The following is a 15,109-nucleotide window of genomic DNA, read 5'->3' on the forward strand; positions in this document are numbered from 1 at the left end:
AGTGCTAGGATATCTGCTTCAGGCGGTTGCTTGGCAGCCTGTTGCCCGGTAAACTAAAAGATAGAAAGTCTTAAGGAGTATGAAGAGCTATGGAGATGCAAGGAACATTAATGGAGCAGGCCCAGGCCGAGCTGCAAAAATATTACGGTTATCCCGATTTCCGGGAGGGCCAGAAAAAAATTGTGAACAATCTGCTGGAAGGCCGCGATACGCTGGGTATTCTGCCTACCGGAGGCGGCAAATCCATCTGTTATCAGGTTCCGGCGCTGCTGCAGCCGGGGCTTACACTGGTAGTCTCACCCCTGATTTCACTGATGAAGGACCAGGTGGATGCGCTGACTACGGCAGGGATTCCGGCGGCCTATATCAACAGCACCTTAAGCGGTAAAGAAGTAAATGATCGCATCCGCGCTGCCCGCCGTGGTGAACTGAAGCTGCTCTACGTAGCCCCTGAGCGTCTGGAGCTGGACTGGTTCCGCCTGGAAATGGCGGGTCTGTCCATCTCCTGTGTGGCTGTCGATGAGGCGCACTGCGTCTCGCAGTGGGGTCATGACTTCCGCACCAGTTATCTGGCGGTCTCCCCGTTCGTAGAAGAGCTGCCGCAGCGTCCGATTCTGGCCGCCTTCACCGCTACGGCTACCCCGGAGGTCATGGAGGATATGGTCCGGCTGCTGCGCCTGCGTGAGCCGGGCGTCTTCATGACCGGACTTGGCCGCGATAATCTGGCGATGTCAGTGCTGCGCGGAGAGAACAAACGCGAGTTCGTGCTGGATTATGCGGCGCAGCATGCCCACCAGCCGGGCATCGTCTATGCCGCCACCCGCAAAGAGGTGGATGATCTCTATCAGCGCCTCCAGGCCGCAGGCGTTACAGCCGGGCGCTATCATGCCGGAATGAACGACCAGGAGCGGGCGGACAGCCAGGAAGGCTTCCTCTATGACGATATCCGTGTCATGGTCGCCACGAATGCCTTCGGGATGGGGATCGACAAGTCCAATGTACGTTATGTCATTCATTACAATATGCCGAAGAACATGGAGGCTTATGTCCAGGAGGCGGGCCGTGCCGGGCGTGACGGGGAGCCGAGTGATTGTATTCTGCTCTTCAGTGCGCAGGATATCATGACCCAGAAGTTCCTGATTGAGCAGAACCCGCAGGACACGGAACGCAAAGCCAATGAATACCGCAAGCTCCAGCAGATGATTGATTACTGCTACACCACCCGCTGTCTGCGCAGTGCGCAGCTCGACTATTTCGGGGAGAGCCATGACGATGACCATTGCGGGATCTGCAGTTCCTGTACCGACGAGCGTGAGCTGGTGGATATCACCGTAGACGCGCAGAAGATCTTCTCCTGCATCCACCGGATGCGGGAGCGCTACGGCGTGGCGCTGGTCTCATCCGTGCTGAAGGGCTCGCGTAACCAGAAGGTGCTGCAATACGGCTTCGAGAAGCTGCCGACCCACGGCGCCATGTCCAGCCGCAGCGAGAAGGAAATTACCGAGATCATCAATATGCTGATCTCGGAAGGATATCTGGCCTTGTCTGAAGGCCAGTATCCGGTGGTCCGGCTGCAGCCGCTGGCAGCCGAGGTGCTGCGCGGCCAGCGCCAGGTGCATCAGCGCGTCGCCCGGACGCTTGTCACCTCCGGCACGCGGGACCGCAGCCGTTCGCGCGACACTTCGCCGTCGGCTGTCAACGAGACGGTGTTCGAGCAGCTGCGCCTGATCCGCCGCGAGCTGGCAGGGCGCGAGCATGTGCCTTCGTACATCATTTTCAATGATGCAACGCTGCGCGAGATGAGCGTGGTTTGTCCGCAGACGGAAGCGGAGATGCTGAGGGTGAAGGGTGTCGGTGAAGTGAAATACCGGAAGTACGGCAAGGCCTTCCTGGAGTTTTTTCAAAATGACATGTAAAGAAGGTTATAAGGCATGAGAATCATCCTGGCCACATTAAATGCCAAATATATTCATACGTCGCTTGCGATCCGGCTGCTGAAGGCGTATAGCGAGCATGAGTTCGAGGATATCCTTTTGGCGGAATATACCATCAAAGATCCCGCGATGAACATCGTGTCTGACCTTTTTCAGAAGCAGCCGGATGTGATTGGCTTCTCCTGTTATATCTGGAACATCGAAGAGACGATCAAGCTGGTCGGCATTCTCAAGCAGGTGATGCCGGAGGTGAAGATTGTGCTCGGCGGGCCGGAGGTGTCCTATGAGCCGCTGTACTGGATGAAGCGGGAGGCCGGAGTGGACTTCATCGTGAACGGTGACGGGGAGGAGACCTTCCATCATCTGCTCCAGGAGATCCGGGACGGCCACAAGTACCATTTCGTCTACGGTGCGGCGTACCGCAAAGGCGAGGAGCTGATCGTCAACCCTCCCCGTCCCAAAAGCGACCTTAATACCCTGCCGACCCCGCACCGGTTCGCCGAGGATCTGCCGGAGCTGAGCAAGCGGATTGTGTATTTTGAGACCAGCCGGGGCTGTCCCTTCAACTGCCAGTTCTGCCTGTCCAGCATTGAGGTGGGCGTGCGTTATTATGATATTGAACGGGTGAAGTCCGATCTGCTGTATCTGATCGAAGGCGGGGCCAAGGTCATAAAGTTCCTGGACCGTACCTTCAACATCAACCGCAATTATGCGATGGAAATGTTCCAGTTCCTGATCGACAATCATCAGGGCTGCGTGTTCCAGTTCGAGATTACCGCCGATATTATGCGTCCCGAGGTGCTGGATTTCCTGGCACAGAATGCACCTCCGGGCGTCTTCCGCTTCGAGATCGGCGTCCAGTCCACGAATGACGAGACGAATGAGCTGGTCAAGCGCCGCCAGAACTTCACCAAGCTGTCGCGCACCGTGATGAAGATCAAGGCCAGCGGCAATATCGACCAGCATCTCGATCTGATCGCCGGATTGCCGATGGAGGATTATGCCACCTTCCGCAAGACCTTCAATGACGTCTTCGCCATGGAACCGGAGGAGCTGCAATTAGGCTTCCTCAAAATGCTGCGCGGCACCGGGCTGCGCGCCCAGGCCGCCAAATACGACTATACGTATATGGAGCATGCGCCATACGAGATCCTCAGCAGCCATGTGATGCCGTTCTCGGATATTATCCGGCTCAAGCGGCTGGAGGATGTGCTGGAGAAGTACTGGAACAGCCAGCGGCTGGCTCATTCCGTCAAGTATCTGATCCGCCATGTCTTCCCGTCACCATTCGACTTCTTCCAGGAATTCGGCGACTACTGGGAAGCGCGGGGCTGGCAGAAGATCGGGCATCAGCTGGAGGATCTGTTCACCCGGCTGCATAACTTCCTGACGGACCGTGGCACGCCCTCCATGGACATTGTCACCGGCCTGATGAAGCTGGACTACTTCCTGGCCCATAAGTACAAGCCGCGCAAGATCTGGTGGGAGGATGTACTCGATAAGTCAGAGTGGGCGAAATACCTGAAGCAGATTGCGGAGCAGCCGGAGCGGATCTCGGCCAAGCTGGCCAAGTCCCGTGTCAGCGAACGGGAGCTGCAAAAGTTCATCGTGCTGGATGTGCTGCCCTTCCGGCTGGAGCCGGTGCTGGCGTCGATCAGCGGGCTGCGGTTCGACGGCTTGGCTGGCGCGGAAGCAGAGCCGCAGACTGAAGCTGCGGCTGAGGGCGGCGCTGGAGCTGGAGCTGGATCGGGGGCTGTAGACGCCGATGGTTTGGCGGACGGCCTGGTAGAGAATCTGGGGCTGCACATGGCGGTTAGCGGGAGCGGCAAGAATGAGGGCGGTATGGTTGCTGCCGGGCAATCAGACGCACTGTATTCAGCAGTAGCGGTAGCCGAAGGAATCGTACCGGCCCCGGCCGATCCGCATCCGGATGCAAGGGACGGCCGAACGCTGCTGGTCGTCCTGTATCAGCAGGACGAGAGCCAGCGGGCGCAGTATTACGCTTTGTCTTTATAGGGAAGAGTGACCTGATCTCACCAGACACAGGCCACGTGCACGTGTAGATGAAAAACCGAACACATTCGGCGCTGCGGAGGCGTGTGTGCCAAATGTAAGCGAAAAACAGGCATGACAAGACAGAGGCCTTGTCACCCCCAGGAATGAAAATAAGTGGGTGGCATCCGTCGCATCCATTCTAAAAGATGCTGTAGTCGTCAACACTACATATACAAATCAAAGGGCGGACGCGGTTACTGGGATACACCCCGTGCGAAAAACCGTTCTATTGCGCTTTTCGAGCATCGCCTATTGTAACCCCCCAAAAAGTACGTGTATTAAATTACACTCACTCGAGCGCATGATTTGTAAGTTGACGATGGAGGATGGTTGGAATGGATGCTGTACGTATGTGTTGCGCGGGTCTAGACGTGCACCAGGAAACCGTTGTGGCCTGCGTGTTGAAAGGACCGATCGAACAGAAACCACAATCTCACCTGAAAACCTTTGGGACGACAACCAAAGAATTGCTAGGCCTACAAGATTGGCTGAATGAACACGGCTGCCTTGAAGTGGTGATGGAGAGTACCGGCGTGTTTTGGAAACCGGTATGGAACATCTTAGAGGGCAGTTGTGATCTTGTCTTGGCCAACGCCCAGCGGGTAAAGAATATGCCGGGTCGAAAAAGTGACATGCAAGATGCGCGCTGGTTAGCGCAATTGCACCGTTGCGGGCTCATTGAAGGCAGTATGGTGCCAGAACAGGACATCCGGGATTTGCGAGATTTGACCCGTTACCGGAGTAAGATGGTGCAGGCGGTGACGGCGGAGAAAAACCGCATTCACAAAATCCTGCAGGATGCCAACATCAAGCTAACCACCTTTATGTCCGATCTATATGGGGTTTCGGGACGGGGCCTGCTCCAGAAGATCATGGACGGCGAGGTCGTAGACGAAGTGACCGTTAAAAACCTGGTCAAAACCCGTTTAAAAAAGAAAGTTCCGCAGTTGCTAGACGCGCTCAATGGCAAGTTGCGCCGTCATCATCGGGAGATGATTCGAGACCATTGGGACCACTTGGTCTATTTGGAGAAACGGATCACTGAGCTGGAAGCTCGAATCGAGGCGAAGGCAGAACCCTACCTGGAGATGATCGAACAAATTGACTCCATTCCAGGAATTGAGCGGACGTCTGCCGTGACCATCTTTGCAGAAGTGGGGCCGCATGTCGCGGAAATGTTCCCGAGCGATGCGCAGTTTGCTTCATGGGCGGGGGTGTGTCCAGGGAACAACGAAAGCGCTGGAAAGCGAAAAAAGTCAAAAACGATGCAAGGGAACAAGCATTTGAAAGGGGCCTTGTGCCAGGCGGCTTGGGCGAACTCTCACTCATCGAACCGGATCGGCCAATTCTTTCGACGAATACGTAAGAGACGAGGAGATAAAAAAGCAAACGTCGCCACCGCACATTTGTTGATTCGAATCCTCCATGCCCTGATGCGGGAGAAAAGGTTATACCAAGAAATAGACGTCTCACTAGGCGATGAGACGTCCAAGAAAAACCCGTTGGATCGGTACGTGCAATATATCCAGCAGTTAGGGTATAGCGTGCAATTAAATCCTATCCAATAGTCTCCCCTTTTTCAAAAAAAACGAAACGTTATTTTGGGGCGGTGGGTCTTTTTTTGTCAAAATCCAGTCTGCGGCGCATTTTCCGATACTTTTATTTTCGTATTAAACCGAATACATTGACAGTTGGCCGACTACAGTGACATCACTGGGGGCCAGGCTTGCCTTGAATGGAGAATGGCAGCTTTATGCTCCATTTGGTCTGGAGGATTTGTTTCAACATTACCGGACATGGGATGGCTATCCGAACCCTGATAGGAGAAGCTGCAGAAACACCGCATGCTTCAATTAGCGAGTATACTAAAACTGAGAGTCCTCTGAAATCTAAGCTATTCTCAACAGTACATCATTGAGATTTACCTCTATTCAGTGTTAAAATCACTAATGAGATGCCAATAAAGGAGCATATACCTTATCATGTGGATTACTCTGTAAGGATTACTTAACCGGAAGAATGCCAGATCAGCAATAGTGGAGATCACTATGCTATTAGGCATGACTTTCTTTAATCTTACAGGGTATGCAGGGTAGGTTTGCTTCATAGACCGACACTTCTGCGGATACCTTCGGGTATCCTTTTTTGTTGCCGGGATACCGCATCTCTATGGCTTCTTGCCTGCTTAACCTCCTAAATAGTGAACGGGGGAACGAATATATGCAACCTAAATTAATCCTAATCGAGGGCTTACCCGGCTTCGGGAAATCCACAACGGCGCAACTGGTTTCTGACATTCTTACGGAGACGGGCATCCCGTCCCGGCTCTTCCTGGAGGGGGATTTAGATCATCCGGCGGATTATGAGGGCGTCGCTTGCCTTACCAAAGCCGAATACGATGAGCTATGGATGACCAGCGAGAATTCAAGGAATATATTAGCTTCGCGAACTACTTATCAGGCCAGCCATTACCTTGTGGAATACCGGAAAATCCTAAATGAACATGGGTCCCTTGTGCCAAAGGAATGGATGGATGTTTTTGCCCGGAATGATGTGTATGAATTGCCGCTCGCTCAGAACAGGGAACTGATTACGGCAAGATGGAGGCAGTTTGCGGAGCAGGCCTTGAAGGGGGCGGACACGTATGTGTTTGAGTGTTGTTTTATACAGAACCCTGTGACCATGGGGATGATCAAGTATGATGCAGCCAAGGAAGACACTATAAGCTACCCTCTGGAGCTGGAGGCCATTATAGCGGAATTGAATCCGCTTCTGATTTATGTTGAACAGGATAATCTGGAGCATTCTTTCCATAAAGCGGTCCGCGAGAGACCCCGGGAGTGGTCGGAAGGATTCGTCGAATATTACACCAAACAAGGGTATGGCTTAAGACGGGGTCACCTGGGCTTAGAAGGAACTTTGAAGGTTCTTGAGGCAAGAAGGGAGCTTGAGGAGATTATATATAACCGTTTAAATATTTCCAAGACCAAAGTTAATAATTCATCGTATGATCTTCCGGCGTATAAACAAGTTCTAGCAGGGAGACTTAAGCCTGGAAATCCTGCATGAATTGCAACAATCGGTGCTGCTAAGCTATCGGTATGCTGGAATCCTGCACAAAGTGCAACAACTGGTGTTGTTAGAGCTTTAATTTGTTGGAAATTATGCAAAAACTGCAACATTTGCTGCTGCTACGGTACCCATATGGCGGGAATCCTGCAAAAGGTGCAACAATGCCTATAATCGCTACTGCCGGATCGGCGGCAGACCTTGCGGTACTGTTAAGCTAGGGCTTACCGTCGAGCTTAGCTTGCTACGGCTAAGGATACCGAATAGCTTAGCTACTAGCTACAGCTAAATAAACCAAACAAGAGGCACTCCACCGCGGAGTGCCTCTTATGGTACCATCTATGCGGATCAACATGAATCAGCGCCATGAATCAGCATTGAGCTCCCACCTGCGCCATAGACTATTCCGCCGTAGGCTGAAACCGCATGGATTCTGCAGGCAGGTGGCGGGCGAGCCAATCGAGTACATCGGCAGTGACCTCGTCCCGGTTGACCTCGTTCAGCATCTCATGCCTGCCTCCGGGATATAGTTTGTATTCTACGTCCTGTACCCCTTGTTCCCTGTACAGCTCGGCCAGACGCTTCACCCCTTGACCGTTCATCCCAACAGGGTCCTTCTCTCCGGCGAACAGGTAGACCGGCTTGTCACTGCATAGGGTCCGCAGAGTGGACTTGGTGTGAAGCTCGCGCAGCATATGGAAGAAATCCCGGAAGAAACGGGTGGTACAGATCGCCCCGCAGTACGGATCTGCAATGAACTGGTCCACCTCCTTGGGATCGCTGCTGAGCCAGTCAAAAGCCGTCCGCACCGGAGAAAATGAACGGTTATAAGCGCCGAAGACAATTCCGTTCAGCAGTACGCTGCGATGGTGGTCTCCCTGCAGCCGCTGCTGCACGGCCGATAAGGATTCCGCCATCCGCAGCATACTACGGGGCCCATTGGTACCACTGAGGATGAAGCCGCTGTATATTTCATGGCCTTCTTCACACATCAGCTTTTGAGCGAGAAAGGAACCCATGCTGTGGGCGAACAGGTAGATAGGAGCTTGCTCATGCCGGGAGCGGGCAATGCCCCCAAGCTGCAGGAGATTGCGCCGCATCCAGTAGAAGCCGTTCTCCCCGCTGTCGCCGAGCAGATTAACCTTGCCTGCGGTAAGGCCATGGCCCCGGTGGTCATTGGCATACACCGCATAACCGGCTCCGGTGAGCGCTGACGCCAAGCGGGCATAACGAGCGGCCGTCTCACACATGCCGTGCGCAATCTGCACAATCCCCCGGATATCTGTTCCTGCTTCCGGCAGCCACTCGTAGACATGGATTTTGACGTCTAGTGGATCGGTCATTGTGAAGGTATTCTCTATCATCGCCTGTCCTCCTGAAAAGTTAAAGTTCAGCAATCCTAGCGTAAGAGTACTTCGTTGAAAATTTGATCCGTCCCCATATTCAAGTTACGAAGAGATACATTCGGCTGCTTAGGGCAGATAAGAGCGCAGCACGGTAGACTTCCCTTCGATGCTGTAAGCGCCCAGGCTTGAAGGGAGCAGGTAGCATTCGCCTGCTGCATAAGGCTGGGAACCGCCATCCCAGATCAGGTGGCCGCTGCCTTCGCAGATCACCAGAATGGTGAAGCTGTCGGTTGTTGTGGCCAGCTGCCATTCACCTGCAACGACACCTTTTTCCACAATGAAATAAGGGGAGGAGGCGATTTGCAGCCATTCACCGGCCACTGCGCCATCGGTCTTCATCGAAGTGGCTCCTGCGCCTTCATAGGCCGTAACATTCAGAGAATCCTCAATATGCAGCTCGCGCGGCTTGCCGTCCAGGCCCGGACGGTCATAATCGTAAATCCGGTATGTAGTGTCGGAATTCTGCTGGATTTCCGCTACAACCACTCCGGCGCACAAGGCATGAACAGTACCGGCGGGGATATAGAAGGAGTCTCCGGCAGATACAGTCACTTCCTGCAGGCTGTCCATCACGGTTCCGTTCTCCAGCGCTTCCTGCAGCATCTCGCGGGTTACGCCTTCCTTCAGGCCGTAGATGATTTTGGCGCCCGGTTTGGCATCCAGCACATACCACATTTCTGTTTTGCCCAGTTCGCCCTTCGGTAATCCGGCATAATCATCAGTAGGGTGTACCTGTACAGAGAGATTGTCATTGCAATCGAGCAGCTTGATCAGCAGCGGAAATCTTCCGCCATCCTCCGTAATGCCCTTGCTGCCGAACCACTCATGCCCGAACTGCTCACGGATGGCATCCAGACCTTGCCCGGCCAGCTCGCCGTTCACTACAGAAGAGGTGCCGTTTGGATGGTCAGCGATCATCCAGCCTTCGCCGATATGGCCTTCCGGCAGATTAAGGCCGAATTTCTCCAGCGCCCGTCCTCCCCAGACACGCTCTTTGAACTCCGGCTGAAATTTCAGAGGATATGGTTTCGTCATTACAACATCTTCCTTCCTGATAATAGAATAATCATTCGTTATATTGTGGCTGTACATCTCAACCTTATTCTGTCCGGGGAAGCGGAGAAAAGCAAGGCGCACTTCATCTTCCTGTGGACCTGCAATGCCGCGTTCAGTGAACGGCTCCCTTTTTCTTCTCCACAGCGATAACATAAGGGGCAGACTCGCGCTGAAGCTGCCGGTACACGATGGTCTGCGCCTCCGGCTGGGCCAGTCCGGCGGCCCAGGCTTCGACAGCGGCGGCTTCGCGGCCGCCGCCTTCGTGGCCGGGATACAGCACGGCCGTGATGATCCCGCCCGGGCGCAGCAGCAGGAGCGCCGCCTCCAGCGCGGCCAGCGTGCTCTGCGGCTCGGTGATGATACTCTTATCGGCATCGCCCGCAGGCAGATAGCCGAGGTTGAACATCACCGCCGAGACCGCCCCGCGCCAAGCGGGCGGAACGGCTTCAGCCATAGCTGCATGGCTCTGCTGCAGCAGCGTTACGGGAGCCAGCGCAGCAGGCGCTTCCTCCCGGGCCAGCCGCAGGCGCTCTCCGGCGAGAGCCAGCGCCGCGTGCTGGATGTCGAAGCCGTAGACCGCGCCGCGCGGCCCGGCCGCCCTGGCGAGGAACAGGGTGTCGGCACCTGCGCCCACGGTGGCGTCAATAGCCAGTCCGCCGGGAGACAGCCTCTCCCCGGTAAGTTTGTGGGCAAAGCTAAGCACGGACATGAAGCCCATTAGCCCTTCCTCCAATACTTACCCTGCCAGGTATCGCGGGCGGTCAGCTCATGATCAATGGCGTTGAGCACTTCCCATTTTTTGAGGCTCCACATCGGGCCGATCAGGGCCTCGCGCGGGGCATCGCCGGTCAGCCGGTGGACAATCATGTCCGGCGGCAGGATTTCCAGCGAATCGGCAATCAGCTTCACATATTCATCCTGCTCCAGAAACCGCAGCAGGCCGGCTTCATACTGCTTCACCATCGGCGTTTTGCGCATGAGGTGGAGCAGGTGAATTTTGATCCCCTGCACGCCCATATGGGCTACAGCCGATACGGTCTCCAGCATCATTTCATGCGTTTCCTGCGGGAGTCCGTGAATGATGTGGGTGCACACCCGGATGCCGTGACGGCGCAGCTTGGCAACAGCTTCCGTATAACAGGCCGTATCATGCGCCCGGTTGATCAGATCGGAAGTGGACTGGTGAATGGTCTGGAGCCCCATTTCAACCCATAGATAGGTGCGCTGGTTCAGCTCGGCCAGATACTCCACGACATCATCCGGGAGGCAGTCCGGGCGGGTGGCAATAGCCAGGCCGACAACCCCCGGCTGCTGCAGGATGACTTCATAATATTCCCTCAGCTCCTCTACCGGAGCATACGTATTGGTATAAGCCTGGAAATAGCCGATATACTTGGCGTTTGGCCACTTCAGATGCTGGCGGTCGCGGATATCATTGAATTGGGTGACCAGGTCATTCCGGCGGCTCCCGGCGAAATCGCCTGACCCTCTGGCGCTGCAGAAGGTACAGCCTCCTTTGGCAATGGAACCGTCACGGTTCGGACAGGTGAAGCCCGCATCGAGCATGACCTTGAACACCTTGGTATCCATCTGCTCGCGCATTTCATAGTTCCAGGTATGGAACCGTTTGTCCCCCCACAGCAGCGGAGAGGAGGTCTGTAGAAGATTAGACATGTGCAGCTCCTTTCATTAACCTTCCCATTGTATCAAAAATCCAGGATGAACGTAACAATCCCACCCGGAATTCCGCCGAAAATAAAGCTGAAAATAGGCTGCGGATCAACGGGAATTCGCTTGAAAATGCTTACATAATGTGTTATATTTAAAGAGTAAAAAAAGCCGCTGCAGCAACCACAATCACATGCTTGAATTCATAATTTCGTGTCGTCCGGTCCATAATAAACCTTAGAGGTGATAACGATGAATTCTCAAACGGTATATGCTGATAACAAAGGTTCGATTGATGTGCAGCTGACTCCCGACGAAGCTCTCGCCCTGACAGGCGTGGAATTTAACGGCAACCACAAGATCAAGACCGAAGCGCAGCGCAAGATCCGCAGTGCATTCGAGAAGACGTTTGAGTTCAATTCCCCGGCCAAATAGATAGGATACCGTGATAATAAGGCGGATCATATTTCAAAATACACCAATAAAGGGATTTCGTCCGGTCATTCAGACCGGCCGGGATCCCTTTTTTTCTTTTTGCGCGCGATGATCTGAACATGTCTGCCCACCTAATAAGGGCTTCCTGCTTAAACCTCTTTACTTTTGCCGGTAAGTTCGGCACAATATTGCAAGTGGCAGTTATCCTATTCACAGATAAGGCAATAAGAGATAAGCGGAGGAGTACCTATGCGTTTACGCGGAAGAAAAGGAATACGTGAAAGTCTTGAGGAGCAGACCGATCTGGTCATCCTGGAACCACGCAGCCTGAAGGGCCGGTGGTCCGAATTGTTCGGCAATGACCATCCGATTCATGTGGAATTCGGAATGGGCAAAGGGCAGTTTATCAGTCAAATGAGCTTCAAATATCCGGATATTAATTTTATCGGCGTTGATATGTACGATGAACTGGTGCGGCGTGCCGCCGAGAAGGCCAGAAATGTATGGGAGCCGGCAGGCGAAGAGACACCGCCGAACGTCAGAGTGGCGCTTGCCAATATTGATTATGCGGAGGAAGTGTTCGCTCCGGGCGAGCTGGAGCGGATCTATCTGAATTTCAGCGATCCTTGGCCGAAAAGCAAGCATGCCCGCCGCCGTCTGACCCATCCGCGTTTTCTCGACAAATACCGCGGTCTGCTCAGCCCGCTTGGCGAGACTCATTTGAAGACGGATTCCCGGAGCCTGTTCGAATTCTCGCTCAACGCGTTTGCCGACTATGGCCTGCAGATGAAGAACATCTCTCTGGACCTGCATGAGGGCGGCGTGATCAACGAAGAGCATGTGATGACGGAATACGAGACCAAATTCTATGGACGCGGCGTGAACATTCACCGCTGCGAAGCCATTGTCGGGGAAGAAGCGCTGAAGCAGTACCAGGCTACCCGTCTGGATAAATACCGTCTTTAAGCCAGCGGAAGGTTTCTGCCCCCAGACAACGGACAGATAAGGGATATCACAGTAAAAGGCAGTCCGGGGCTTGGCCCTGAACTGCCTTTTACGTCATTCCGGCTTATTCTCTGTTCAGCCTGCCGGACATACTCCGGGCACCTTGCAGCGTTGAATCCGTAGGCGCTGTAGCGGCTTCGCAATATTTGGCGTAAGAGTATAAAATAGGCGGTGCAGGGCAAGTGTGGTAAGACGATTGAATGCCCGGCATCATACCCACAGTGCAAGCGTACCGGCTGCGACACCTGAGCCGATGACCGCGCCTGCCAAGACGTCCGAAGGATAATGCAGTCCGAGATAGATCCGGGAGAAGCCGACCGTGCAGGCCAGCGGAAGCAGGATTGCGGTCAGGACAGGGTAGGCTATCATATAAGGAACCGTTGAGGCGAAGATAGCGGTCGTATGGCCTGAAGGAAAAGAATGGTCCTTAAGCGGATTACGAAAAGTATGGGTGTCCGGCAAGGTCAGATAAGGACGCATACGCGGGTACAGCTTTTTGGCGACGGCTACGGGCACATGGCTTACAGCCAGTGCGGTGAGCGCTTGCAGTCCTGTTGTTCTCCAAGGCTGCGGGCACAGTGCCCAGATCAGAACATTGATGCCAATGGCGCTTGTCGCACCTCCGAGATGAGTGAGGTAATAGAGCCAGAAGTTCAGAAAAGAATTGTGCATCCGTCCGTTGATCCATTGAAAAAGGCGCTGCTCCAAGAGATGCAGTTTCTTAAATAAAGGTCTCATATCTTGTCCCTCCGAATAGTCCGGCTAAAGAGATCTGGCGCAGCTTAAGCAGCAGGCTCTATGTCCTGAAGCTGTCTTTATCATACGTTTTTAAGGTTGTCCGTTCAAGAAAAAGCTCGGGTCCGCTCGAAAAATGTCTCTTTTGACTTCGGAGGCCCTTACGACTTACAATGATTCAAGCAGGAAGATCCCGTTTATAAGGTAACAGAGAAATAAGGAGCCGATCAGTCAGGCGGAATCCATATTCATATCTTCTGGAACGGGACATAACCCACTGGGAATCCTGCCCGATAAAGGGAACATTCTAGTCTACTGTAAGGGATGCAACAAAAGGGTCAGATAGAACGTTAACAAGCAGAGAGAGAGACAAAGAACATCTAGACTTGTAGACTCGGAAAAAGGGGGCATCAAAAGATCATGACAGACGCACTGTTTGTTACGCTCCAAGTGATCTTGGCAGCAATTGCAGTTTATCAGTTTGGATTTTCACTGTTTGGACTGCGCAAGAAGAAGAACAAGGTTAATCATGCGCCGCAAAAGTCATTTGCCGTACTGGTTGCCGCGCACAACGAAGAAGAAGTGGTCGGCGCACTGATGGAGAATCTCAAGCAGCTTAATTATCCCCAGGAACTGTACGATGTATTTGTTATCTGTGACAATTGTACAGACAGTACAGCTGCAATCGTACGGGAGCACGGCATGAATGCCTGTGTCCGTACCAATGCGAACCTGCGCGGTAAAGGCTATGCGATTGAGTGGATGCTGAAGGAGCTGTGGGCATTGCCGCGCCAATATGACGCTGTCGTAATGTTCGATGCCGATAACCTGGCACACACGGAATTCCTGACAGAGATGAACAATGATCTGTGTTCAGGCGGACGCGTCATTCAAGGGTATATTGATACCAAGAATCCGGAGGATTCCTGGATCACTGCTGCTTACGGCGTATCCTACTGGTATATCAACCGGCTCTGGCAGCTGTCTCGCCATAATCTGAAGATGGCCAATTTCCTCGGCGGAACCGGAATGTGCTTCGAGACGAACCTGCTCAAGGAAATGGGCTGGGGCGCAACCAGTCTGGTTGAGGATTTGGAATTCACAATGCGCAGCGCCTCTAAGGGCGTGTATCCAAGATTTAATTATGACGCCAAAGTGTTTGATGAGAAGCCGCTTACGTTCAAGGCTTCCTCCAGACAGCGTCTGCGCTGGATGCAGGGGCACTTCACCGTGGCCCGCCGTTACTTCTTCCCTTTGCTGTGGCAGGGGATCAAGGAACGCAGCCTGACCAAGTTCGACCTGGCGCTCTATGGGGCGAACGTATATATTGTGCTGCTTACGTTCCTGATGACTGCCGTAATGTTTGTAGACAACGTATTATTCGACGGTCCGAATATCGCCAATATTTATGGCCATCTGCCGCTCTGGCTGGGTTACCTTGCCGTCGGCGCCAATATTTTGACCTTCCTGCTGGCGATGGTGCTGGAGCGGGTGAAGTTCAAGAAGGTCTATCTGTACCTGCTGGTCTTCCCGGTCTACCTGCTCTCGTGGTATCCCATTACGTTCTACGCGTTCTTCACGCAGAACAACAAGCAGTGGAGCCATACCAAGCATACACGCGTAGTGCGGCTTGAAGAGGTGCAGAGCAAGCAGGTCTCGTAGGTTCGCGGGTAAATATAATTATGGCAGAAGGTGTTGACACCTTCTGCATGATGTTGTATAGTATTCAAGTATGCAAAACATAGG

13 protein-coding genes are annotated in these 15,109 nt (G+C 53.5%); 8 read left to right on the forward strand and 5 right to left on the reverse strand.

What is annotated here, in order from left to right; all coding sequences use genetic code 11:
* Positions 1 to 89 precede the first annotated feature (89 nt).
* The 5 genes from recQ to KDC22_RS06460 all read left to right on the forward strand — a co-directional run bounded on the left by recQ (position 90) and on the right by KDC22_RS06460 (position 7,058).
* On the forward strand, positions 90 to 1,916 hold the full coding sequence (gene recQ, locus KDC22_RS06440) for a DNA helicase RecQ (protein ID WP_211722446.1): 1,827 nt from the start codon (positions 90 to 92) through the stop codon (positions 1,914 to 1,916).
* Between the two features lie 15 nt (positions 1,917 to 1,931).
* Positions 1,932 to 3,950 carry a B12-binding domain-containing radical SAM protein gene (locus tag KDC22_RS06445; RefSeq protein ID WP_211722447.1) on the forward strand — a complete coding sequence of 673 codons (2,019 nt, stop codon included), beginning with the start codon at positions 1,932 to 1,934 and terminating at the stop codon, positions 3,948 to 3,950.
* Positions 3,951 to 4,324: 374 nt separating this feature from the next.
* On the forward strand, positions 4,325 to 5,557 hold the full coding sequence (locus KDC22_RS06450) for an IS110 family RNA-guided transposase (RefSeq protein WP_211720254.1): 1,233 nt from the start codon (positions 4,325 to 4,327) through the stop codon (positions 5,555 to 5,557).
* 115 nt (positions 5,558 to 5,672) lie between these two features.
* Entirely contained in the window at positions 5,673 to 5,846 is a 174-nt protein-coding gene (locus tag KDC22_RS06455; RefSeq protein WP_281425108.1) for a nucleotidyltransferase family protein, read from the forward strand.
* Positions 5,847 to 6,209: 363 nt separating this feature from the next.
* Positions 6,210 to 7,058, forward strand: a complete 849-nt coding sequence (locus KDC22_RS06460; protein ID WP_211722448.1) for a P-loop NTPase family protein — start codon at positions 6,210 to 6,212, stop codon at positions 7,056 to 7,058.
* A gap of 401 nt (positions 7,059 to 7,459) precedes the next feature.
* Here the strand turns inward: KDC22_RS06460 and KDC22_RS06465 are convergent, their stop codons facing one another.
* The 4 genes from KDC22_RS06465 to mnmL all read right to left on the reverse strand — a co-directional run bounded on the left by KDC22_RS06465 (position 7,460) and on the right by mnmL (position 11,194).
* Positions 7,460 to 8,422 carry an alpha/beta fold hydrolase gene (locus tag KDC22_RS06465; protein WP_211722449.1) on the reverse strand — a complete coding sequence of 321 codons (963 nt, stop codon included), beginning with the start codon at positions 8,420 to 8,422 and terminating at the stop codon, positions 7,460 to 7,462.
* A 108-nt stretch (positions 8,423 to 8,530) separates the two neighbouring features.
* A complete protein-coding gene (locus KDC22_RS06470; protein WP_211722450.1) occupies positions 8,531 to 9,499 on the reverse strand; it encodes a type I phosphomannose isomerase catalytic subunit in 969 nt (322 codons plus the stop codon).
* A 133-nt stretch (positions 9,500 to 9,632) separates the two neighbouring features.
* Positions 9,633 to 10,238 (reverse strand): tRNA 5-(aminomethyl)-2-thiouridylate-methyltransferase MnmM, encoded by a 606-nt coding sequence (gene mnmM, locus KDC22_RS06475; protein ID WP_173130410.1) that lies wholly within the window; start codon positions 10,236 to 10,238, stop codon positions 9,633 to 9,635.
* Entirely contained in the window at positions 10,238 to 11,194 is a 957-nt protein-coding gene (gene mnmL, locus KDC22_RS06480; RefSeq protein WP_211722451.1) for a tRNA modification radical SAM protein MnmL/YtqA, read from the reverse strand. Before mnmL ends, mnmM begins: the two co-directional genes overlap by 1 nt.
* Positions 11,195 to 11,440: 246 nt before the next feature.
* Between mnmL and KDC22_RS06485 the strand changes: the two genes are divergently transcribed.
* Complete coding sequence (locus KDC22_RS06485; RefSeq protein WP_173130416.1) at positions 11,441 to 11,623, forward strand: hypothetical protein; 183 nt, start codon at positions 11,441 to 11,443, stop codon at positions 11,621 to 11,623.
* A gap of 249 nt (positions 11,624 to 11,872) precedes the next feature.
* Positions 11,873 to 12,589: a tRNA (guanosine(46)-N7)-methyltransferase TrmB gene (gene trmB / locus KDC22_RS06490; RefSeq protein WP_211722452.1), complete on the forward strand. Its 717-nt coding sequence runs from the start codon at positions 11,873 to 11,875 to the stop codon at positions 12,587 to 12,589.
* Positions 12,590 to 12,838: 249 nt separating this feature from the next.
* Here the strand turns inward: trmB and KDC22_RS06495 are convergent, their stop codons facing one another.
* Positions 12,839 to 13,366 carry a phosphatase PAP2 family protein gene (locus tag KDC22_RS06495; RefSeq protein WP_173130422.1) on the reverse strand — a complete coding sequence of 176 codons (528 nt, stop codon included), beginning with the start codon at positions 13,364 to 13,366 and terminating at the stop codon, positions 12,839 to 12,841.
* A 417-nt stretch (positions 13,367 to 13,783) separates the two neighbouring features.
* On the opposite strand from KDC22_RS06495, the gene KDC22_RS06500 reads away from it, so the two are divergent.
* Complete coding sequence (locus KDC22_RS06500) at positions 13,784 to 15,025, forward strand: glycosyltransferase family 2 protein (protein ID WP_173130425.1); 1,242 nt, start codon at positions 13,784 to 13,786, stop codon at positions 15,023 to 15,025.
* The last annotated feature ends 84 nt before the right edge of the window (positions 15,026 to 15,109 follow it).

The sequence above is a fragment of the Paenibacillus tritici genome, from assembly GCF_018207515.1.
In the GTDB taxonomy this organism is placed as follows: domain Bacteria; phylum Bacillota; class Bacilli; order Paenibacillales; family Paenibacillaceae; genus Paenibacillus_AQ; species Paenibacillus_AQ tritici.